General features: G+C 71.5%; 21 protein-coding genes. 13 read left to right on the top strand and 8 right to left on the bottom strand.

The features are described 5' to 3' along the window. Window positions 1-93 precede the first annotated feature (93 nt). On the bottom strand, window positions 94-1,515 hold the full coding sequence (locus L3i22_RS35880; protein WP_221321919.1) for a WGR domain-containing protein: 1,422 nt from the start codon (window positions 1,513-1,515) through the stop codon (window positions 94-96). Window positions 1,516-1,584: 69 nt separating this feature from the next. Further along, on the bottom strand, window positions 1,585-2,196 hold the full coding sequence (locus L3i22_RS35885) for a hypothetical protein (RefSeq protein WP_221321920.1): 612 nt from the start codon (window positions 2,194-2,196) through the stop codon (window positions 1,585-1,587). A 147-nt stretch (window positions 2,197-2,343) separates the two neighbouring features. Between L3i22_RS35885 and L3i22_RS35890 the strand changes: the two genes are divergently transcribed. From L3i22_RS35890 to L3i22_RS35905, 4 genes are all read left to right on the top strand, one after another. Next, window positions 2,344-3,615: an MFS transporter gene (locus L3i22_RS35890; RefSeq protein ID WP_221321921.1), complete on the top strand. Its 1,272-nt coding sequence runs from the start codon at window positions 2,344-2,346 to the stop codon at window positions 3,613-3,615. Between the two features lie 109 nt (window positions 3,616-3,724). Next, window positions 3,725-4,144, top strand: coding sequence for an integrase (locus L3i22_RS35895; RefSeq protein ID WP_221321922.1), 420 nt, complete (start codon window positions 3,725-3,727; stop codon window positions 4,142-4,144). A gap of 7 nt (window positions 4,145-4,151) precedes the next feature. Beyond that, entirely contained in the window at window positions 4,152-5,108 is a 957-nt protein-coding gene (locus L3i22_RS35900; RefSeq protein WP_221321923.1) for a nitronate monooxygenase family protein, read from the top strand. Continuing rightward, a complete protein-coding gene (locus L3i22_RS35905) occupies window positions 5,105-6,091 on the top strand; it encodes a phosphotransferase (protein ID WP_221321924.1) in 987 nt (328 codons plus the stop codon). Before L3i22_RS35900 ends, L3i22_RS35905 begins: the two co-directional genes overlap by 4 nt. Here the strand turns inward: L3i22_RS35905 and L3i22_RS35910 are convergent. Together L3i22_RS35910 and L3i22_RS35915 are read right to left on the bottom strand one after the other, a co-directional pair. Further along, on the bottom strand, window positions 6,060-6,509 hold the full coding sequence (locus L3i22_RS35910; protein WP_221321925.1) for a GNAT family N-acetyltransferase: 450 nt from the start codon (window positions 6,507-6,509) through the stop codon (window positions 6,060-6,062). The genes L3i22_RS35905 and L3i22_RS35910 overlap by 32 nt on opposite strands. Further along, window positions 6,506-6,892 (bottom strand): hypothetical protein, encoded by a 387-nt coding sequence (locus tag L3i22_RS35915; protein ID WP_221321926.1) that lies wholly within the window; start codon window positions 6,890-6,892, stop codon window positions 6,506-6,508. The genes L3i22_RS35910 and L3i22_RS35915 overlap by 4 nt, the downstream gene beginning before the upstream one ends. 66 nt (window positions 6,893-6,958) lie before the next feature. On the opposite strand from L3i22_RS35915, the gene L3i22_RS35920 reads away from it, so the two are divergent. Genes L3i22_RS35920 through L3i22_RS35930 form a run of 3 tightly spaced genes read left to right on the top strand, consistent with a single transcriptional unit; the run spans window position 6,959 to window position 9,559 of the window. Then, entirely contained in the window at window positions 6,959-7,963 is a 1,005-nt protein-coding gene (locus L3i22_RS35920) for an ATP-binding cassette domain-containing protein (RefSeq protein WP_221321927.1), read from the top strand. Continuing rightward, the gene (locus L3i22_RS35925; protein WP_221321928.1) at window positions 7,960-8,754 is read left to right on the top strand and encodes an ABC-2 family transporter protein; all 795 of its coding nucleotides are present in this window, start codon (window positions 7,960-7,962) and stop codon (window positions 8,752-8,754) included. Before L3i22_RS35920 ends, L3i22_RS35925 begins: the two co-directional genes overlap by 4 nt. Next, window positions 8,747-9,559, top strand: a complete 813-nt coding sequence (locus tag L3i22_RS35930) for an ABC transporter permease (RefSeq protein WP_221321929.1) — start codon at window positions 8,747-8,749, stop codon at window positions 9,557-9,559. Before L3i22_RS35925 ends, L3i22_RS35930 begins: the two co-directional genes overlap by 8 nt. Here the strand turns inward: L3i22_RS35930 and L3i22_RS35935 are convergent. Then, on the bottom strand, window positions 9,473-10,444 hold the full coding sequence (locus L3i22_RS35935) for a hypothetical protein (RefSeq protein WP_255657418.1): 972 nt from the start codon (window positions 10,442-10,444) through the stop codon (window positions 9,473-9,475). The two genes, L3i22_RS35930 and L3i22_RS35935, sit on opposite strands and share 87 nt — an antisense overlap. 59 nt (window positions 10,445-10,503) lie before the next feature. Between L3i22_RS35935 and L3i22_RS35940 the strand changes: the two genes are divergently transcribed. The 4 genes from L3i22_RS35940 to L3i22_RS35955 all read left to right on the top strand — a co-directional run bounded on the left by L3i22_RS35940 (window position 10,504) and on the right by L3i22_RS35955 (window position 15,970). Continuing rightward, window positions 10,504-11,163, top strand: a complete 660-nt coding sequence (locus L3i22_RS35940; RefSeq protein ID WP_221321931.1) for a TetR/AcrR family transcriptional regulator — start codon at window positions 10,504-10,506, stop codon at window positions 11,161-11,163. 126 nt (window positions 11,164-11,289) lie between these two features. Next, on the top strand, window positions 11,290-13,062 hold the full coding sequence (locus tag L3i22_RS35945) for an NAD(P)/FAD-dependent oxidoreductase (protein ID WP_221321932.1): 1,773 nt from the start codon (window positions 11,290-11,292) through the stop codon (window positions 13,060-13,062). Between the two features lie 20 nt (window positions 13,063-13,082). After that, window positions 13,083-14,072 (top strand): NADPH:quinone reductase, encoded by a 990-nt coding sequence (locus tag L3i22_RS35950; RefSeq protein WP_221321933.1) that lies wholly within the window; start codon window positions 13,083-13,085, stop codon window positions 14,070-14,072. Window positions 14,073-14,320: 248 nt separating this feature from the next. Next, window positions 14,321-15,970, top strand: a complete 1,650-nt coding sequence (locus L3i22_RS35955; protein ID WP_221321934.1) for a GGDEF domain-containing protein — start codon at window positions 14,321-14,323, stop codon at window positions 15,968-15,970. A gap of 98 nt (window positions 15,971-16,068) precedes the next feature. Here L3i22_RS35955 and L3i22_RS35960 read toward each other — a convergent pair whose 3' ends face one another. Next, window positions 16,069-16,521 (bottom strand): lamin tail domain-containing protein, encoded by a 453-nt coding sequence (locus tag L3i22_RS35960; protein ID WP_221321935.1) that lies wholly within the window; start codon window positions 16,519-16,521, stop codon window positions 16,069-16,071. 77 nt (window positions 16,522-16,598) lie between these two features. Further along, the gene (locus tag L3i22_RS35965) at window positions 16,599-17,474 is read right to left on the bottom strand and encodes a nucleoside hydrolase (RefSeq protein ID WP_221321936.1); all 876 of its coding nucleotides are present in this window, start codon (window positions 17,472-17,474) and stop codon (window positions 16,599-16,601) included. A gap of 220 nt (window positions 17,475-17,694) precedes the next feature. On the opposite strand from L3i22_RS35965, the gene L3i22_RS35970 reads away from it, so the two are divergent. Next, complete coding sequence (locus L3i22_RS35970) at window positions 17,695-18,657, top strand: polysaccharide lyase family 1 protein (protein WP_221321937.1); 963 nt, start codon at window positions 17,695-17,697, stop codon at window positions 18,655-18,657. A gap of 72 nt (window positions 18,658-18,729) precedes the next feature. Continuing rightward, window positions 18,730-19,704 carry a pectinesterase family protein gene (locus tag L3i22_RS35975; protein ID WP_221321938.1) on the top strand — a complete coding sequence of 325 codons (975 nt, stop codon included), beginning with the start codon at window positions 18,730-18,732 and terminating at the stop codon, window positions 19,702-19,704. Between the two features lie 432 nt (window positions 19,705-20,136). Here L3i22_RS35975 and L3i22_RS35980 read toward each other — a convergent pair whose 3' ends face one another. Next, window positions 20,137-21,459, bottom strand: coding sequence for a PHB depolymerase family esterase (locus L3i22_RS35980; RefSeq protein ID WP_221321939.1), 1,323 nt, complete (start codon window positions 21,457-21,459; stop codon window positions 20,137-20,139). Window positions 21,460-21,696 lie beyond the last annotated feature (237 nt).

Genomic DNA, 21,696 nt, shown 5'->3' on the forward strand with positions numbered 1-21,696 from the left:
TTACCGGAGACCTCTTCAGTTATCGATGACCGCCACGCCGTGGCCCTCACCGGCAAAACCAACTTCTAAAACACGCCCTAGGCCCGGTCGGTCCTAGACGAGGCGGCGGACCTCGCCGTACGCCCGGTAGAAGCCGCCGCGCGCGGCCTCGCGCACCCCGGTGACGACGAAGCGGCTGCCCACCTCGCGGATCCCCTTCGGGAACTGGACCTGCCAGTCCTGGTGGTACCCGGAGGACAGCACCCGGATCCGCAGCCGGCCGCCGACCTCGATGCACTCGACCAGCACGCCGTCGGTGGCCTCGTGGATGATCTCGACCGTGGTGGACGGCACGACCGCCTGGATCCGCGGCGGGGCCTTCACGTCGACGGGCTGCGGGACGGTGCCGCTCACCGCCGCCTGGATCGCGGCCTCACTGGCGTCGATGCAGGACAGCGAGCCGTCGGTGGTGACGATGTAGAGGCGCTCGTCCCGGTACTGCATCGAGTAGGCCGAGCCGCAGCCGGTGCTGAGCTTCCACAGGCGGGTGCCGTTGGTGTCGAAGCAGTAGATCGAGGACGCGCTGTCGCCGGCGAACACGTACCGCCCGTCCTCGGCGGTGGCGCAGGAGTAGACCGCGGCGTCGCACCGGTACACCTGGCGCTCCTTGCCGTCCTTGCCCAGCTCGACGACCTGGCGGGTGGCGGTGCCCGCGTAGAGGGTCTCGCGCTCCTGCCAGCCGAACAGCACCGGGCCGGTCTTGGTGTGCCACAGCTCCCGGCCGGTGCGCCAGTCGTAGCTGGTCACGCCGCCGGAGTGGCCGTGGTGCACGGCGTCGGTGTCGCACCGGACCATCCACGCCGAGCTGCCCCGGCCGGGGCGCTGCCAGAGGAACTCGTCCTCGTGGTCGATCGCGGAGATCCCGCCGTTGGCGTCCGAGACGCCGAGCACGCCGTCGTGGATGTCCAGCCAGTAGATGTCGATCTCCGGAGCGATCCGGTACGCCAGCCGCGGGATCTTGCCGGACAGGTCGTAGACGTTGCCGTCGTCGCAGCCCGCGTAGATCCAGCCGTCGTCGGCGACGATGCACTTCACCCCGTCCGGCAGCCGGAACTGCTGCCGCACGGTGGCGTCGTGGCCGAGCGTGGTGATCAGGCCGCTCTCGTTGCCGACCATGCAGACGTCGTCGTCGACGAAGATGCCGAACGCCGGGCTGCCCGAGGCGTAGCGCCAGAGGATCGGCGCGCGGGTCGCGGTGGAGCGGGTGCTGACGATCTGCCGGCGGGAGATCGAGCGCGGCGCCCGGCCCCCGGCGACGGCCGGCGCGTACCCCTTGCGGACCTTCTCGCCGATCTTCTTCGAGGCGGCGGCCATGGCCTTCGCCGGCGTGGGGAACGAGGACTGCTGGAGCTGACCGCGGTCACCGATCCGCCCATAGCGGACGGTCAGGTCGGTGCCGTCGACGGTCACCTCGTAGAACTTGTGCGCGCTCCCGCTGTCTTCGGAGAGTTCGAGGTACGTCGTGTCGGCAGGCATCACAGCCACCCTTCGCCAAGTGGTCGTCGAGAAGATGCGCGAACCGTAGCGACCGGGTCTGACAAAAACTCAGGCCGGCGGCGTGAGCTGCGCGGATCTCTCCTCGGCGACGCCGGCGAGCCGGACCAGATCGGCCAGCCCGACGGCCGGATCGGTGCTGGACATCCAGATCACCGATCGCGCGGTCATGTAGACGATCTCGGTCGTCGCGCCCCGGCTGCGCTCCAGCGTGGCCGGATCCCCGTTCACCACGGTGAGCGTGGTGAATCCGCAGCCCTGCGCGGCCCGCACGTAGGTCTCGGCGAAAGAACTGCCAACCGCGAAAATCACGACCTGCTCCCGTACGGCGGAGCCGAGCCCCACGTCGAGCCACCCCCGCCCGCCCAGCGCGTAGAGGTTCATCTCGGTCGCCCACGGAAAGCGCTCGCACCGGTCCGGCTCCCGCGCGACCCCGCCCGCGCAGGTCGACCGGGCGAGCACCGTCCAGCGGCTGCTCGTCGCGCCGCGCACGCCCGCGAGGTCGCCGGCGGTCAGCGTCGAGCCGTCCGGGACGAGCCCCTCGACGCCGCAGGACCCGGGTGGCGGCAGGGCGGCCGTGGCGTCCGGTTGCGCCGGTTGATCCGCACAGCCGGCGAGCAGGAGAGCGACGGTCGCGATCCCGGCCGCACGGTTGCCTGACATCTGAATTCCCTGATCGCCGAGTTCTTCTGCCCATCCGCCCGATGGACGAGCAGAGCGTAGCGATGGGTGTCCCGGTTCCCGAAGACATGTCCGAAAGTCGATACCTCTACTTAAGATCGTCCTGCGCCTCCTCTAATCTGCTCGGCGATGACCTCGCTCTGGCGCAACCGCGACTTCAACCTGCTCTGGGGCGGGCAGGTGCTCTCCGAGCTGGGCGACGCGGTGGCCGGGTTCGCGGTCCCGCTGCTGGTGCTGATCCTGACCGGCTCGGTGGTGCAGGCCGGCGTCGTCGCCACGATCAGCAAGATCACCACGCTGGTCTGCCACCTGCCGGTGGGGGTGCTGGCCGACCGGGTGGACCGCCGCCGGGCGATGCTCGCCGCCGACGGCGTGCGGCTGCTCGCCGGCGGGGCGCTGGCGGTCCTGATCGTCATCGGTCAGGTGCGCCTGTGGGTGATCATCCTGGTCGCGGTGGTGAACGCGGCCGCGAGCGCGCTGTTCAGCACCACCGAGCACGCCGCCCTGCGCAGCATCGTCCCGGCCGCCGAGCTGCCGACCGCGGTGGCGCGCAACGAGGCCCGGGGCTACGGGGTCGCGCTGGCCGGGCCACCGCTCGGCGGCGTGCTGTTCGGGATCGGTCACGCGCTGCCGTTCATCGGCAACGTGGTGTCCTATCTGGCCTCGATGGCCGGCGTCCTGCTGATCCGCGGCCGGCTCCAGCAGCAGCGGGCGGCGGAGCCGGACCGCTACCGGGCGGCGCTGGCCGAGGGCGTGTCGTTCGTCGTGCGGGACCCGTTCCTGCGCGCGGTCCTGTTCATCGCGGCCCCGCTGAACTTCGCGATCACCGGCGCGGTCTTCACGATCATCGTGTCGCTGCAGCGGAACGGCACCGCGCCCGCCGTGATCGGCCTGATCGAGACCGTGCTCGGGGTCGGCGGCCTGGTCGGCGCGGTGCTGGCGCCGCTGCTGCAGCGCCGGCTCGGCCTGGCCCCGCTCGCCCGGATCCTCTGCCTGGCCGCCACCGGGTCGCTGCTGATCAGCGCGCTGCTGATGACCAGCGTCGCGGCCGTCGTCCCGGTCGCGGTGGCGCTGGTGATCGCGCCGGCCGGCAACGCCGCGCTCTTCGGCCACGTCGCCGCGATCACGCCGGACCGGATGCAGGGCCGGGTGTTCAGCGTCATCCTGCTCGGCGCCAGCTCGGGCGCGGCGGTCGCGCCGGCCCTCGCCGGAACGCTGGTGGCCATCGGGACCAGCACCGCCACGGTGCTGGTGTTCGCCGCCGCGATGGCCAGCGCGGCGATCATCGCGCTGGTCAGCCGGGGAATCCGGCGGGCGACCCCGATCACTCCGGATCGGCCAGCAGAGCCCGGATCCGGTCGAGCGAACGCTGAAAGTAGCGGTGACCCGGCGGACGCCTGAGGAAGTCGTGAGCACGCTGGTGCCACCCCGCCACGGGAGGAGGAGCGGCACGCTTCCGGGCGAGATCGGCGGGGCGGGCTGTGGCAGGATCGGGGCGAGAGGTGGGGGTATGCGAACTCGGCTACGGCATCTGCGGCACGGCTCGCGGGTCTTCACCTGGCGCGCCGAGATTCATCACGTGCGGGGTGACAAGGACTGGCACCGGTGCATCCGGGTGCGGGTCTGGGGCACCGGCAAGACCGGCCGCGCGCTGCAGGCGGATCTGCTGTCGCTGTTCGTCGGGCCGTGGGGCTGCGCGTCCGACGGGGCCTATCCGACGCCCGGCGACGTCCGCGCGGTGGTGCTGTTCGCGCTGGCCAGTGGCTGGGAGCCGGCCCAGCGCGGCGGGACGTTCGTGCTCTCCGAGATGCAGCACGGCGACCGGTTCACCCTGCCGGACTTCGTGCTCACCGATCGTTTGCGGACACCGCACGGCGCGGACCCGACGGACCGGGTGCTCGCCGCCCACGACGCGCGGCAGCGGAGCTGAGGCCGCGGTGGCGCTGACCACCGGGTTCACCCGGCTGCTCGGGGTGCGGCATCCGATCGTCCAGGCCCCGATGGGCGGCTCGGCCGGGGGCACCCTGGCCGCGGCGGTCTCGGCGGGCGGCGGCCTCGGGATGCTCGGTGTCGGCGATGACGCCTGGCTGGACCGGGAGCTGCCGATCGTCGCGGACAGCCGAATCTGGGGCGCGGGATTCCGCACCTGGGCGATCGAGCCGGGGGCGGTGGAGCGGGTTCTCGAGGCGGGGCCGCGGGCGGTGATGTTCTCGTTCGGCGACCCGTCGGCGTGGACCGGGCTGGTCCGGGACGCCGGGGTGTTGGTGATCATGCAGGTCACCGACTTCGACGAGGCGCGGCAGGCGGTTGATCTGGGCGCGGACGTGATCGTGGCGCAGGGCACCGAGGCCGGCGGGCACGGGGCGCGGCGGGGGCGGTCGGCGCTCGCGTTCGTACCGTCAGTCGTTGATCTTGCCGGGACCACGCCGGTGCTCGCCGCCGGGGGGATCGCCGATGGGCGCGGCATCGCCGCCGCCCTGGCCCTGGGCGCGGCCGGGGTGCTGCTCGGGACCAGGTTCCAGGCCACGCCGGAGGCCCTGGTCGATCCGGTGATCACGAAGGCGATCCTGGACGGGCACGGCGCCGACACCGAGCGCAGCGCCATCCTGGACGTGGCCCGCGGCTCGGCGTGGCCGTCCCGGTACACCGCCCGCACGCTGGCGCATCCGCACCTGGACCGCTGGCGCGGCCGGGAGGACGAGCTCGCCGCCGACCCGCGGGCGAAGCAGGACTATCAGGACGATGTGGACCGGGGCGTGATCCCGCCGCTGCCGGTCTGGGCCGGCGAGGCGGTCGACCTGATCACCGCGCTGATCCCGGCCGCCGAGCTGGTCACCACGCTGGCCGCGCGCGCCGAGGAGGCTCTGGCCGCCACCCGGGAGCTGCTCGGATGAGGGTGCCGCCGCTGCCGCCCGAGGTGCGGGAGCGGGTCGCGGCCGAGTTCCGGCTCGGCCGGGTGCTCGACTGCCGGGCGGTGCAGACCGGCGTGATGAACCTGAACTGGCAGTTCACCACGGACCGCGGCACCTTCGCGGTGAAGCGCCTGACCGACCGGCCACCGGAGGCGGTCCGTGCCGCTCAGGACCTGCTGCCGCGCCTGGCCGCGGCGGGCTTCCCGGTGGCGGCGCCGCGGAAGACCATCGAGGGCGATGCCCTCTTGAGGATCAACGACTTCCGGTACGCCGTGAACGACTGGATCCTCGGCACCCACCCCACCGGAGCGGATCTGGATCTCGCCGCCTGCACCGCCCTCGGTGACCTGGTCGGCCGCCTCCATCGCACGCTGGCCGAGCTGTGCCCGCCGGCGCCGGCGCACCTGCCCGACTCCCCCGCGACGGTCGCCGGCGCCCGCGCCGAGTTGGAGCGGTTCGCCCGGCTGGCCGAGGAGCCCGCCGAGATCACCCGGCGCCTCGCCTTGCTGGACGCCGTCGCCGGTGAGCGCCCGCCCGACGCCGAGGTGGGCCCGTGCGGCTGGACCCACGGCGACCTGAACCCACTGAACCTGCTGGTGACCGGCGGCCGGGTCACCGGGCTGCTCGACTGGGACCGGCTGGCCGTCCGCCCGTACGGCCTGGAGGTGGTCCGTACCGCCACGATCCTGTTCAGCGACGGCGGCCGGGCCGCGCTGGACCTGGACCGGACGGCCGCGTTCGTCCGCGGCTACCGCGCCCGGGTGCCGATCACGAACGGTCAGCTGATCGACGCCGCCGACCGTCGCCGGTGGACCCTGGCCACCGAGACGTGGCTGCTGGCGCGGCGCTACGACGCCGGTGACACCTCGCTCGACCGGCTGGTCACCGCCCGCGGCGAGTTCCTGTCCTGGTGGACCGGCCACCGCGCGCGGGTCAGCGCAGCGCTTTGCGCAGAATGTAGTTGAGCCCGAAGTCCTCCGTCTCGCTGACGCGTACGTCGGCGTAGCCGAGCCGGTGGTAGAAGCCGTGGCCGGTGATGCTCGCGCCGGTCTCCATGTGGTCGAACCCGTCCGCCGCCGCGAGCCCCTCGATGTGGCCCATCAGCAGCCGGCCCAGCCCGCGACCGTGGGCCGCCGGATCGACGAACATGGTGTAGACCTTGTTGCCGTCCCGCGACACGGTGGCCAGCACGCCGTCGTCCACGGCCACGAACATCTCCCGCTGCCCGGCGAGCTCGCGGATCCGGGGTGGATCGAAGTGCGCACACATCCGCTCGATCAGCTCGGCCGGGTAGTCCCGGCTGTTCACCTCCCGCAGGCAGCGCCCGATCAGCTCGGCGACAGTGGGAGCGTCCTCGTCCTGGAACAGCCGGATCGTCGTCACCGGCTCATGATGCCGAACTTTCGCCGCGCGACGGGATCGAAGTCCTCCGGGGTGGCGTGGTAGCGGTCCTCGAACGCGGCCGGCAGCATCAGGCCCTCCGGGTCCATGTCCTGGAACGCCAGGTCGAGGCGCCGCTCGTCGTACTCGGAGACGGCCGCCCCGGGCAGGTCCCGGAAGACGTTCGCCAGCCCGTTGAGGCCGAAGTACTCGCTGGCCTCGACCGCCGCCCGCAGGTCCTCGGGCTCGAAGCCGACCACGGCCGCGGCCGCGCCCCCGTTCAGCATCGTGCCGTGGACCAGCAGCAGCGCGCTGAGGTGCCGGTCGCCGACCCCGCCGCCCTGATGGGCACAGGCCCGCTTCCACACCGCGTCGATCACGTTCATGATCCGATCATGCGGGACGGGAAATCCGGTTGACCCGGATTCGGGCGGATCGGTAGACCGAACGGCATGGCCCTCATCACGGTTCGGGAACTGACCAAGGAATACGTCCGGACCAGACCGGTGGAGGGCCGGTTCGCCGCGGTACGCACGCTGTTCACCCGGGAGCGGGAGCGCACCCTCGCGGTCGACCGGATCAGCTTCAGCATCGACGAGGGCGAGGTGGTCGGCTATCTCGGGCCGAACGGCGCCGGCAAGTCGACCACGATCAAGCTGCTCACCGGCGTGCTCTGGCCGACCAGCGGGACCGTCGAGGTGGCCGGGCCGGACGGGCCGGTGGTGCCGTGGCGGGACCGGCAGCGGCTGGCGTACCGGATCGGCGTGGTGTTCGGGCAGCGCAGCCAGCTGTGGTGGGACCTGCCGCTGATCGAGTCGCTGAAGCTGGTGGGGGCGCTCTACGACGTACCGGACGCCCGTTATCGCAGCAATCTGGCGCGTTTGCGGAAACTGCTGGACCTCGATCCGTTCCTGAAGACCCCGGTGCGGCAGCTGAGCCTGGGTCAGCGGATGCGCGGGGACCTGGCCGCCGCGCTGCTCTACGACCCGCCGCTGCTCTACCTGGACGAGCCGACGGTCGGGCTGGACGTGCTCGCCAAGGAGACCGTGCGCGGCTTCGTCGACGAGGCGAACCGCAGCGGCCGGACGACCGTGCTGCTGACCACGCACGACCTGGCCGACGTGGAGCGGCTGTGTCGCCGGATCCTGCTGATCGATCACGGACAGGTGCTCTACGACGGGCCGGTGGACGGGCTGATCGCGCGGTACGCGCCGTACCAGGACGTGCTGGTCCGGCTGGACGGGGACCACGTCGACGGGGACCGGCTGGACCTGGGCGGGTTCGTCGGCGAGCGGGAGCACGACGGGCGCTGGCGGTTCCGGGTGGGCCGCGACGAGCCGGTGCACCGGCTGCTGACCGCGGCCGGCGACGGGCGGCAGATCCGCGACCTGTCGGTGGTCGAGTCGAACCTGGAGAGCGTCGTCCGGGAGCTGTACCGCGAGCGGCGGGACGGGTGAGGACCCGGGGCTACCTCGCGTACGTACGGACCGCGATCGCCATCCGCCTGCAGTACCGCAGCACGATCTTCGCGTCGATGACCGTCACGCTGCTCTGGATCCTGCTCGTCACCCGGGTCTGGTCGGCCGCCTACCAGGGCCGGGACACGGTCGCCGGGCTCACCCTGGAGAGCACGATCGTCTACCTGACCCTGGCCAACCTGCAGGCCGTCGTGATCAACACGCCGATCACCTGGATCATGGCGAGCCGGGTGCGGTCCGGCGAGGTGCTGTTCGACGTGAGCCGGCCGATGGGCTATCCCGGGCAGATGCTGGCCATGCAGGCCGGCCAGTCGATGCTGCAGATCGCGGTGATGCTGGTGGTCACGCCGGTCGCCGCGCTGCTCGGCGGCCTGTCCGGGCCGGCCGGGCTCGCCGCCGGCCTGCTCTACCCGGTGGCGCTGCTGCTCGGCTGGGTGCTGAACGCGCTGCTCACCCTGCTGATCGGGCTGACCGCGTTCTGGACCGTGGACAACCTCGGGATCTCGGTGCTGTACCGGTTCGTCGCGGCGTTCCTGGCCGGGGCGAGCGTGCCGCTGGTGTTCTTCCCGGGGCCGCTGCGCGCGGTCGCCGAGGCGCTGCCGTTCCGGTTCATCGTGGCCGAGCCGGCGGCGATCTACATCGGTCAGATCCACGGCACGCGGGTGCTCACCGGGTTCGCCCTCGCGCTCGTCTGGATCGGGCTCCTGTCCGGTCTGCTGGCCCTGGCCTGGCAGCGCGCCCATCGGAAGATCGTGGTGCACGGTGGTTGATCTCAAGCGCGAGCTGCGGCTCTACCTGCTGCTGCGCGGCGCCTCGCTGCGCGGCGTGCTGCAGTACCGCGGCAACCTGCTGATGATGGTGCTGGCCGGCGCCGCCTACCAGGGCAGTGGCTTCGCGTTCGTCTGGGCGCTGCTGCACACGTTCGGCACCGTCGCCGGCTGGGGCTTAGGACAAATTGCCTTTTTGTACGGCATGCGACTGCTCTCGCACGCGCTCTGGCTCGTCACGATGGACGGCATCGGCCAGTCCGACTTCCTGATCCGCGAGGGTCAGCTCGACCGGATGCTGCTGCGCCCGGCGAACGTGCTGTCCCAGATGGCCAGCCACACCCGCTCGATCCTGCCGTTCGGTGACCTGTCGATGGCGATCCTGGTCTTCGGCGTCGCGCTGGTCGTCGCCGACGTGGACTGGTCGGCCGGCTCGGTCGGGTTCCTGGTGCTCGCCGTCCTGGGCGGGGCGTTCCTGGAGGCGTCCGTGGTGGTCGCGCTGGCCGGCCTGTCGGTCCGGGTCCTGGACACCTGGGCGTACCGGATGATGACGCTGGACGCGATCGACACGCTCGGGTCGTACCCGCTGAGCGTCTTCGGGACCGGGGTGCAGCGGGTGCTGACCTACGTGCTGCCGGTCGCGTTCATCGCCTTCCTCCCGGCCAGCGTGATCCTGGGCCGCACCGGTCAGCTCGCCGTCCCGGCCTGGCTCGGCCTGCTGTCACCGCTGGTCGGCGTCGCGCTGTTCACGCTGGCCTACCGCTTCTGGCGCCATCAGCTGCGCGGTTACCAGGGCGTCGGGCACTGACCGCCGGGCGACCCCGGCGAGCAGGTCGGCGACCTGGACCCGTGGATCGGCCCGGGAGTCGGCCATCACCAGCCCGGCCAGCGGGGACGGGCCGGGCCCGGTGGCCAGCGCGCGCTGCAGGCGGGTCAGGCGGTCGGCGGTCAGGGCGCTCTGCTCGTCGTGCGTGACCAGCACCCGGCGTGTCCCGGCGGCCCAGAACAGGACCGTCTCGGCCAGCGCCGGGAGCAGCGGCTCCAGCGGGGGCGGGAGCGCGCGGTCCTCGGCGTCGAGCCGGGTCACCACGGCGCGGACGTGGGTGGGGTCGAGGGCGTCGAGGACCGGGTCGGCGGGCGTCCCCCGTACCAGCGAATCTCTGGTCTGAAAGAAATTGTCGACGCGGTGACCGATCGGACGGGCGCGCTTGGTCCGGGCCAGATCGACGAAGGCGGCCAGGAACGCGTCCCGCTCCGGCCCGGCCGGGCAGGTCGCGAGCGCCGCCGCACGCGGGTCGCGGGCCAGGCTGGTGCCGGCCGCGTAGGACGGCTCGGCGAGCAGCAGGTCGACCACCCGGCCGATCAGGAAGCGCTCCTTGTCGATCACGTGCACGTGGGCGCGTCCGCGCAGCGCGGCGAGGAAGAAGTCCAGCGCCGCGCCGGGCTTGCGCAGCAGCTGGCCGGACTTGAGCTCGCGGGGCGAGAAGCGGAACCCGTCGCGCAGCCCGGCGATCAGGGCGGTCGCCTCGGCCCGGGTCAGGTCGACCCCGGCGTGCGTGATCAGCGGGGCGCCGGAGTGCAGCAGGTTCGTCCCGGAGAACCCGGACTCGTCGCAGGCGATCTCCACCACCGCGCCGGCCACCACCCCGGCGGGCGGCAGCCCACCCTGCAACGGTGTGCGCACGCCGCCCATGCTCTCCGGTGGCCCTGATCGAGACAATCGAATTGCGCGGTGGCTATCCTGGCCCTGCCATGGGAGTCACCGACCATCAGAGCAGCCGGCGGCACGAGCAGGTGGAGCACACCCGCCTGCGGATCATCGTGGCGGCGGAACGGCTCTTCGCCGAGCACGGGGTGTTCTCCGTGTCGAACCGGCAGGTCAGCGAGGCGGCCGGGCAGGGCAACAACGCCGCGGTGAACTATCACTTCGGGACCAAGGCGGATCTGGTGCGGGCGATCATCCGCCGGCACGCCGAGCCGATGGAGCAGATCCGGGGCGAGCTGCTGGCCGCGCACCGGGACAGCACCCGGCTGCGCGACTGGGTGACCTGCGTGGTGCGGCCGTACACGGATCACCTGCGATCGCTGGGGACGCCGTGCCGCTACGCCCGGCTGGCCGCGCAGCTGATCACCGAGCCGCAGCTGCGGGAGCTGGCCGCGCTGGAGTTCGCCGGCGCCACGCACCTGATCGCGGTGACCGAGGGCCTGCACGGCTGCCTGCCCGGGCTGCCGGTGGCGGTGCGCAACGAGCGCGACGACATGGCGCACACGCTGATCACGCACCTGTGCGCGCAGCGCGAGCGGGGCCTGCCGGAGAACCCCGCCAAGGCGGCCGCGGTGTGGTCCGCGACGACAGTGGGGCTGATCGATGCGATCGAGGGGTTGTACCAGGCGCCGGCCAGCATCCGGTGATCGAAGGATCGCACTGCGTGGACGTGAGTCCACAATGATCAACATTCATTTGGCAATCACTTGACTTAAAAACCTTGCGCGGCTTAGCTGGTCCGGCCCCACCGGTTCCGCCCCAGAAGGACGCTCATGTCCCCCACCTTCCAGCCGCGCCGCTACTCCGCCGAGCTTCTCGGCAAGCTGCGCGCGAAGTACCAGGCGGAACGCGACCGCCGGATCCGCCCGGAGGGCACCGCGCAGTACCGGCGGGCGGCCGGCGATCTGAGCTCGTACGCCAAGGACCCCTACACCGCGTGGGCGGAGCGTGACACCGCGCACGACCGGGTCGACGCGGTCGTGATCGGCGGCGGTTTCGGCGGTCTGGTCACCGGCGCGCGGCTGCGGCAGGCCGGCGTCGAGCACATCCGGATGATCGACGAGGGCGGCGACTTCGGCGGCACCTGGTACTGGAACCGGTACCCCGGCGTGCACTGCGACATCGAGGCGACGGTCTACATGCCGCTGCTGGAAGAGGTCGGCTACGTCCCGAAGTGGCGCTACGCCCCGGGCGAGGAGATCCGCCAGCACGCGGTCGCGATCGCCAAGCAGTTCGACCTGTACGCCGACACCATGTTCCACACCCGGGTCGTCGAGCTGCGCTGGGACGACGAGGCCGCCGAGTGGAACGTCAAGACCGACCGCGGTGACGACTTCCGCAGCCGGTACGTGGTGATCTCCTCCGGCACGCTCTCCCAGCCGAAGCTCCCCGGCATCCCGGGCCTGGACGGGTTCACCGGGCACACGTTCCACAGCAGCCGCTGGGACCACGACTACGACCTGACCGGCAAGCGGGTCGCGGTGGTCGGCACCGGCGCCAGCGCGATCCAGATCGTCCCGTCGATCGCCCCGGACGTCGAGCACCTGTACGTCTTCCAGCGCACCCCGTCCACTGTCGACGTGCGTGGCAACCGGCCGTTCGAGCCGTCCTTCGCCGCCTCGCTGCAGCCCGGCTGGCAGCAGGAGCGGATGCAGAACTTCCTGACCCTGGTCACCGGCGGGCACGTCGACGAGGACCTGATCGACGACGGCTGGACGGCGACCGCCAAGCTGCAGCGGCAGATGCTGACCGGCACGCTCGACGACACCATCTCGGCCGAGGACCGCGCGCACTTCGACGAGCTGGCCGACGCGCGCAAGATGGACGAGATCCGGGCCCGGGTCGACGAGGTGGTCACCGACCCGGCGACCGCCGAGCTCCTCAAGCCGTGGTACCGGTACATGTGCAAGCGGCCCACGTTCAGCGACTTCTACCTGGAGACGTTCAACCGGGACAACGTGACCCTGGTGGACACCGCGGACCACGGCGGCATCACCGCGATGACCGCGACCGGCATCAAGGTCGGCGACCGGGAGTTCGAGGTCGACGTGGTGATCTTCGCGACCGGCTTCGAGGTCGGCATCTCCGGCGTCGTCTCCGGCACCCTGCCGGTCTTCGGCCGCGGCGGCCTGCCGCTGCTCGGGCACTGGTCGAAGGGCCCGCGCTCGCTGCACGGCTTCTACAGCCACGGCTTCCCGAACCTGTTCCACCTCGGCTCGCTGCAGAACGCCGCGGCGGTCAACTTCACCCACGTGCTGCAGGAGCAGGCCACCCACATCGGCGCGCTGATCGGCGCGGCCGCCGAGCGCGGCGCGCACCGGATCGAGCCGACCGCCGAGGCCGAGGAGGGCTGGATCGCGGTGATCCGGGAGACCGCCCCGGTCACCGTGAACTTCCAGGCCGAGTGCACGCCGGGGTACTACAACGGCGAGGGCAAGCCGCGGCCGGTGAACAACTCGTTCGGCCCCGGCCCGGTGGTCTTCCACGCGCTGCTGCGCGACTGGCGGGCCAACGGCGGGATGGACGAGGTGCTGCGCGAGGCCTGATCCACTCGTAGGGTCGGAGCATGAGGGCGATCGTTTTCGACAACTCCACGCTCCGGCTCACCGAACGGACCGTTCCCGAGCCGGGCGACGGCGAGATCCGGGTCCGGGTGATCCGCTCCGGCGTCAACCCGACCGACTGGAAACGCGTGGCCACCAGCGCGCCGGGCAGCATCCCGAACATGGACGGGGCCGGGATCGTGGACGCGGTCGGCCCGGGCGTGCTGTCACACCACCCCGGCGACCGGGTGTGGGTGATGCTCGCCGCGCACACCGGGCCGTTCGGCACCGCCGCCGAGTTCTGCGTCGTGCCGGCCGCGCACGCGTTCCCGCTGCCCGAGCCGTTCTCGTTCGACGAGGGCGCCGCGCTCGGCGTCCCGGCGATCACCGCGCACCGCGCGCTGACCGTCGCCGAGGCCGGGCCGGGCCGGCTCGCGCCGGGCGCGCTGACCGGCCGGACCGTGCTGGTCGCCGGCGGCGCGGGCGCGGTCGGGCACGCCGCGATCCAGCTGGCCCGCTGGGCCGGCGCCACCGTGGTGACCACGGTCAGCAGCCCGGAGAAGGCCGAGCTGGCGACCGCGGCGGGCGCGCACCACGTCGTCGACTACCGCGCCACCGACGCGGCGACGGCGATCCGCGCGGTCGCCCCGGACGGCGTCGACGTGATCGCCGAGGTCGCCGTCGCGCAGAACGCCCAGCTCAACCAGGCCGTCGCGGCGAACCACGCGACCATCGCGATCTACGCCAACAACGGCGGCGACACCGCGGCGTTCGACATCCGCCCGCACATGATGATCAACGCCCGGATCCAGTTCCTGATCCTCTACACGGTCGGCGAGCCGGCGCTGCAGGCCGCCGCGGAGGACGTCGGCGCCGCCCTGCGCGACGGCGTGCTCGGCATCGGCACGGAACACGGGCTGCCGCTGCACCACTTCCCGCTGGACCGGACCGCCGACGCGCACGCCGCGGTCGAGAAGGGCGCGATCGGCAAGGTGCTGCTCACCCTCGACTGACCGGCGCCGGCTCCGCTCGACTCGCGGTCACCCCGTTCGCGGTACGGCGGTGAGCCCGGTCCCGAGCCGATCGGGCGGGCGTGGGCTGCCGCCGTACCGGAAACGCGGTGTTGATCGTGGGGGTTGCGGGGTCCAAGGGGTGGTCGGGGTTGTGACTGAGGGGTTGATCTACGGTTATATTCCGGTTGTTCTCAGGACCGCGGGGTTCGGGCCGATGGACGCCCCAACGCGCCGGAGGGGGAATGGGTATGACCGTCGGTCAGGTCGATCTGTCGCAGGCGGAGACCGTGGCGCACCTCCTCGCCCGCGCCGAGGAGCTGCGCCGGGCCGGCGACTACCGGGCCGGGTGCGAGACCGCGCAGCGCGCCGCCGACCTGGCCGCCTCGATCGGCGACCGGCACGGGCAGGCCGAGGCGCTGCGCTCGCTCGCCAACCAGCTGCTGCGCATCGGCCGCCAGGAAGAGGCGGTCACCGCGTGCCGGCAGGCGGTCGCCGAGCTGGAGACGCTCAACGACGGCGCCGGCCTCTGCCAGGTGCTCACCCTGCAGGCCATGCCGCTGCGCGACCTCGGCATGCACGAGGAGGCGCTGGACGTGCTCGCCCGGGCCCGCGACATCGCGCAGGGGCTCGGCAACCGGGACCTGCTCTACTGGGTGCACAACCGGACCGGCGTGGTGCACGGCAGCATGGGCGACCACGAGCTGAGCAACACGTACCTGTCGCAGGCGCTGACCATGTCGGCCGACATGGACGACGAGGCCCGGTTCTGCATCCTCAACAACATCGGCGACAACGCCGTCTACGAGGTGCCCCGGCTGCGGCAGCTCGGTTCGGCCGACCGCGCCGAGCAGATGCTGGCGAACGCGCTCGGCTGGGTGGCCGAGGCGCTGCGGCTGGCGCGGGCCGCAAACAACCCGTTCCGGGAGTCGCTGAGCCTGGACAACTACGGGATGCTGCTGGCCCTGGCCGGGGATCTGGACGGCGCCGCCGGGCACATCGAGCAGTCCCGGCTGATCGCGGTGGACGCCGGGTACTGGTCGCTCGAGTCGTCCGCGCTGCAGCACCAGGCGCAGGTGCGGCTGCTGCGCGGCGAGCACGCGGCGGCGGTCGACGGGCTGCGGCTGGCGCTCGACCGGGCGCGGCGGGCCGGCGAGAAACCGATGGCGATGGAGATCCTGCGGGAGCTGTCCGACGCGCACGAGCGGGTCGGCGACTTCCAGGAGGCGCTGCGCTGCTACCGGGGCTTCCACGACCTCGAACGGGAGCTGCACAACCAGGTCGCGGCGGCCCGGGCGCGGATGGCGGCGCACCACTTCGAGCTGGACAACGCGCGGCTGGAGACCGAGAACGCCCGCCTGGAGGCGGAGCTGCACCGGGCGTACAACGCCGAGCTCACCGCCGCGAGCGCGGTCTGGCAGCGGCAGGCGACCGAGGACGCGCTGACCGGCCTGCCGAACCGCCGCTCGATCGACGAGCGGCTGCCGGTGCTCGCCGCCGGCTCCGCGCCGCTCTACGTCGGGCTCGCCGACGTCGACCTGTTCAAGCAGGTCAACGACCGGTACGGACACCCGGTCGGGGACGAGGTGCTGCGCCGGCTCGCCGGGATCTTCCTGGCCGGCGTGCGGGACACGGACCTGGTCGCGCGGCTCGGCGGCGAAGAGTTCCTGATCGCGCTGAGCGGCTCGACCCTGGAGGACGCGCGCGCGGCGTGCGACCTGCTCCGGGCGCGGGTGGCCGCCCACCCGTGGGAGCAGATCGCCGAGGGGCTGCGGGTGACGATCAGCTTCGGGGTCGCCGAGATCGCCTCGCCGGCCGCCGTCGACTCCGCGCTGGAAACGGCGGACCAACGGCTCTACGCGGCCAAGCGGGCCGGGCGCAACCGGGTGCACGCCTCGTAGTGACCGTCGGGGCGCACCACGCCCGCCGGCGTCTCCACCGGCTCGCCGGCGCGACTGCCGGCCGGCCCGCCCCGCGCGGGTGACGGGCCGGCCGGCAGTCAGCAGGAGACCTTGGTGCGCCCGGCCTGCTGCTTCCAGGTGCACGTGTCGTGCACCTGGCCGGCGGCGGTCCGCAACGTCGCGGTGTCGCCGGTGTTGTTCCAGACGTAGTTCCCGGAGTTCCAGTACCGGACGGTCGCCGTGTCCGTGCCCTTGCCGGTGTGCAGGGTGACCGTGCCGCCCCGACCGGCGATGGTGACCGCGCCGAACGTGTAGGTCCGGGACGTGTCGACGATCCGCCAACCCGTCAGGCTGACCGCCGTGCTGCCGGTGTTGACCAGCTGGATCCACTCGGCGTTCAGCGACGCGTTCGAGCGGGTGTCCGTGCCGGGAGAGTCGTACTGGGCGGCGAGGAACCGCAGGGCGGGCGTCGCGGCCGGGGCCGGGGCGGCGGCGACGAGGACGCCGCCCGCGACGGCGAGCACGCTCAGGGTGGCCAGGGAGGTGCGCATCATGCGATTCTCCCGGCCGGCCGCCGGAGCGCGGCGTTCCTCGATGCGCGCGTCCGGGTGGTTCTGTCCGAAGAGGATCAGGCGAGCAGGCGGCTCAGGAGGATCGGGCCGGCCGGTTCGGCGAGCGAGAGGATCACCCGGACCAACCCCGAACCCGATTCGACGGTACGGCCATTGCCCGCCACCCCGATCGTCAGCAGCGGAGCCTCCCCCGGCACCACGTCCCCGAGCATGATCGCGGCGGCGAGCGGGTCGTGCAGTGGAATCTCCCGCACGCCGAGCCGCCGCTCGTAACTGTCGAAGTAGACCGGCACCATGTCCGAGAGTGCCCGCTGCAGCGGGGTCCCGCCGGCGCGCAGGGCGTCGACGTCGGCGACGGTCCACCGGTGCCGCATCGTCACGTCGAGCGGCACCAGCGTGATCGGCCACGGCGCGGCCAGGACGGTCGCGGCGGCGCCCGGGTCGTGGGCGATGTTCGCCTCGGCGTCCGGCAGGCGGTTGCCGGGGACGCGGACCGCCCCGCCCATCACGGTGACCGACGCGACCAGTTCGGGCAGGCGGGGCTCGGCGGCGAGCGCGGCGGCCAGGTTGCCGCACGGGCCGGTCGCGAGGACGTGCAGCTCACCGGGGTTTTCCCGGGCCAGATCCAAGAGCAGTTCCACCGCCGTACGGGAAACCGGTTTTGCTCCTGAGGGGAGGCGGACCTCGCCGATGCCGTTGCCACCGTGCACCGAGACAGGCGAGTGCGGGTGTGCGCCGGAGCCGACCGCGACCGGAATGCCGGTGACGCCGGCCAGGGCGAGCACGCCGAGGGTGTTGGCCGCCGCCTGCGGGGCGGTGGTGTTGCCGTTGACCGTGCCGATCCCGGCGAGCGTGACGTCCGGATGGGCGAGCAGGTAGGCGATCGCGATCGCGTCGTCGATGCCGGTGTCGCAGTCGAGATAGATCAGCATGTCCCCAGTTCTACAGATGCTGCACGCCGGGGGCGAGCGTTGCCGGGGAACGAACTCGCAGGTCAGCGTGAACCGGTTAAGAGCGGGCCGGAAACAAACCGGAAATCAGTCATTGACAGACCTGGATGCCGGGCCTAGCTTCAGCCCGAGGAAAGCGCTTACCTGCACGTGGGGCCCCACACGTAACCGCACACCCCGTCCCCCAACGGAGGAAATCCCCATGTCACCGTCCCGTCGTACCGTCCTCGCCGCGGCCACCGCCGGCGTCCTGGCCTCTGCCGGCGGCCTGGTCGTGGCCCAGTCCGGCCCGGCTTTCGCCGCGGAGTCCAGCCCGGTCGGATTCGCCAGCCTCAACGGCGGCACCTCCGGCGGCTCGTCGAGCACCGTCGTCACCGTGACCTCGGCATCCGCGCTCAAGTCGGCGCTGAGCTCGAGCACGTCGCAGACCGTCCGGGTCTCCGGCCTGATCACGATCTCCGGTATGTACAGCGTCGCGTCGAACAAGACGATCATCGGGGTGGGCTCCAGCTCCGGCGTCACCGGCGGCGGCTTCAACCTGTCCAGCGTCAAGAACGTGATCATCCGGAACCTGGTGTTCAAGAACGCCGACGACGACTCGATCAACCTCCAGGAAGGCACCACCAACGTCTGGATCGACCACAACGACCTGTCGAACGGCTACGACGGGCTGATCGACATCAAGCGTGGCTCGGACTACATCACCGTGTCGTGGAACCACCTGCACAACCACGACAAGTCCATGCTGCTCGGGCACAGTGACGACAACAGCGCCCAGGACCTCGGGCACCTGCGCGTCACCTACGTCCACAACTGGTTCGACGGCACCAACCAGCGGCACCCGCGGGTCCGGTTCGCGAACCCGGTCCACGTGCTCAACAACTACTACAGCAACATCGGGTCGTACGGGGTGGCCTCGACCGAGAACGCGGGCGTCTTCGTCGAGCGCAACTACTTCGAGAACGTCGCCACCCCCACGGTCACCCAGACCGGCGACTCCGACTCCGGCAACCTCAAGGTGCTGAACAACTACAAGGTCAACTCGGGCACCGAGCAGGTTCGCAACGGCGCCAGCGTCGCGGCGATCCCGTACTCGTACACCCCCGAGGCCAACAGCACCGTCAAGGCCACCGTCACGGCCGGCGCGGGCACCGGCAAGATCTGATCGTTCTCGCACCCGACGGCGCCCGCCCCACCATCCCCAGGCGGGCGCCGTCGCCTTTTCCGGGAGTTCCCCATGAAGATTCTTCTGGTCGCCGTCGTCGCGCTCGGACTCTTCCCCACCGCCGCCGCGCAGGCCGCCACGTCGTTCACCGTCGCCACCGACGGCTCCGGCGACTACACCACCATCCAGGCCGCGGTCGCCGCCTCGTCGGCCGGCGGCGTGATCACCATCAAGGCCGGCACGTATCAGGGCCAGGTCGCGATCCCGGCCGGCAAGTCCGGGATCACCCTGCAGGGCGCCACCGGCACCTCCGGCGACGTGATCATCACCGGCAACAAGCCCCAGTCGACCGCCGGCACGGTCGGCAGCGCCACCGTCTACAACCAGGCCCCGAACAGCACGATCAAGGGCCTGACCATGCAGAATACGTACGGCGCGGGCAGCCAGGCGCTGGCCCTGTACGCCGCCGGGGACCGGCAGACCTACCGCAACGTGCAGCTCAAGGGCTACCAGGACACGTTCCTGGCCTGGGGCGGCACCGGCAGCTCGCAGATCCGGGTGTACGTCTACAAGTCGTACATCTCCGGGGTCACCGACTTCATCTACGGCAACGGCGCGGTCGTCATCGACAGCACCACCATCGAGTCGACCAACATCAACAGCTCCAACAACGGCTACATCACCGCCGCCGCCACCGACGACAGCAATCCGTACGGCTTCCTGATCACCCGCTCGACGGTGAAGAGCTCGGCCGCCGCGCAGTCCGTCGCGCTCGGCCGCTGCTGGCACGCCGGGGGCGCGGCCGACGCCATCGGCCAGGTGCTGTTCCGCGACTCCACGCTCGGCGCGCACATCCGGCAGGCCGGCGCGTGGCAGGACATGGGCGGCTTCTCCTGGAAGACGTGCCGCTTCACCGAGTACAACAACACCGGCGCCGGCAAGACGAACGGCACCTCGGACCGCCCGCAGATGAGCGCCACGACGGCGGCCAACTACACGTCCCAGAAGTACCTGGCCGGCAGCGACGGCTGGAACCCGGTCCAGTAACAACCCCACCAAAGATCAATATTGCCTCGGCTGCGGCCAATAACTGATCGTCGCTCCCGCGGGGACCCTTCCGATCCGAGCAAGGCCGCGGGGCGGCCAGAACACTCGGATCGAAAGGGCGACGTCCGAGGGTGGTCACGGTTTCCAAGAACCCACACGACCCGGCCCGCGCTCCCGGCCCAGCCCGCGTACCCGGCCGGCACCGAGGGCTGTTCCCCGGCCCGGAAAGAGCCGTGAGCACCAGCCGGAAGCGCGGGACGCCGGCCACTCCGTGGCGGATCGGAGCCGGCGCGGTGGTGCGGCGTGGGCGACCGCGAGGACGGATCGCCGCCGGGTACGACGCCGATCCGGTCGCGGTGGCCATCGCCGAGCCCGGCGGATGCCGTGGCGCGCATCCGCCGGGGTCAGGGGACTTTGTCGGTCAGTGGCCGCTCAGCGGGCAGTGCAGGTAGCGGTGGCCGGTCCGGTGCCGGTGCCCTGGAAGCCGAACTCGGTCTTCTGCCCGGCGGCGACGGAGCCGTTGTAGCTGACGTTGGTGAAGGTGACCGCGCCGGTGGTGCCGCTGCCGGTGGCGCTCCACGAGTTGGTGACGGCGGAGCCCGACGGGAGGGTGGTCCCGACGGTCCAGCCGCTGATCGCCGAGGAGCCCGCGGTGACGCTGACCGTGGCGACGTAGCCTCCGGTCCACGAGTTCAGCGAGATCGAGGCGGTGCACCCCGAGGGGAGCGGCGGCTGCGACGACGGGGGAAGAGAGGACGACGGGGACGGGGACGCCGGCGACGAGGACGGCGGGACCGAGGTGCTGTCCAGTCCGAAGAAGGTGATCGCCATCTTGGCCTGGCCGGACATCGGCAGGGAGTGTCCGACGCCGGCCAGGCTGATCGCCTGGACCGGGGGCTGGGCCGAGGTGTCGCCGTACCAGGTGCGGGTCCACCCGGACTGCGGGGTGTCGGTCTTGACCGGGGTCTGGCTGACGCCCAGCACGTTGGTCCACTGCTTGATCTCTTCGCCGAAGTTGTTGTAGTTCAGCGTGGTGTCGGCGCTGCCGTGCCACAGCTGCATGCGCGGCCGGCGGCCGGTGTAGCCGGGGTACGAGTTGCGCACCGCGTCGCCCCACTGGGCGGCGGTCTTGGTGACCTGCCCGTTCGCGCAGGCGCTGTTCCAGCCGGCTTGCTGGGTGGGGTCGGCCGGGTTGCCCGCGGTGGCCTGGAAACAGGTGTCCGGCACGCCCATGAACGCGGCGCCGGCGGCGAACACGTCCGGGTAGTCGGCGAGCAGGACGTTCGTCATCATGGCGCCGGACGAGGCGCCGGTGACGAACGTACGGGACGGGTCGGTGGCGTACCTCTGCTGGACGTATTTGACCATCGAGGTGATACCGACCGGGTCGCTGTTGCCGTTGTGGGTCAGCGCGCCCGTCGAGGAGACGTCCCAGCAGTTGCCGGTGCGGACCGTGGACGGGTAGATGACGATGAAACCGTACTGGTCGGCCAGGGACTTGAACTCGGTGCCGGAGTAGAACGCCGGGCCGGAGCCGGTGCAGTAGTGCACGGCGACCAGTACGGCCGGATTGGTGGGCAGCCGGTCGGGGACGTACAGGTACATCCGGATGCCGGTGGGGTTGGTGCCGAAGCCGGTGACCTCGGTCAATGACGCTGCGGACGCCGGGGACGCGGGGACGAGCGTGGTGGTGACCACCAAGGCGGCGAGGATCGCTGCCACCGAGGCCAGCAGCTGGCGCCAGTGTCTTCTCATGAAGGATTCCTTAGCGGGAGGGGATGGGGACGGGACCGGCGATCTGATCCTGATCGGACCGGAACGTAACAAGCAGGTTTCGGCAATTACAACACTCAATATGTGCTCGTTGTGGCAATCGATCTTCGAGGAACCGCATTGAGCAGCGACAATGTCGGAAGATTCACGAGTCCGGGTTCCGGAAGTTTCGGCGATTCGTTCGGCAGAAGTGGGCGTACTTTCGGGCCGGTGCAGTTG

The organism is Actinoplanes sp. L3-i22 (assembly GCF_019704555.1).
GTDB lineage: Bacteria > Actinomycetota > Actinomycetes > Mycobacteriales > Micromonosporaceae > Actinoplanes.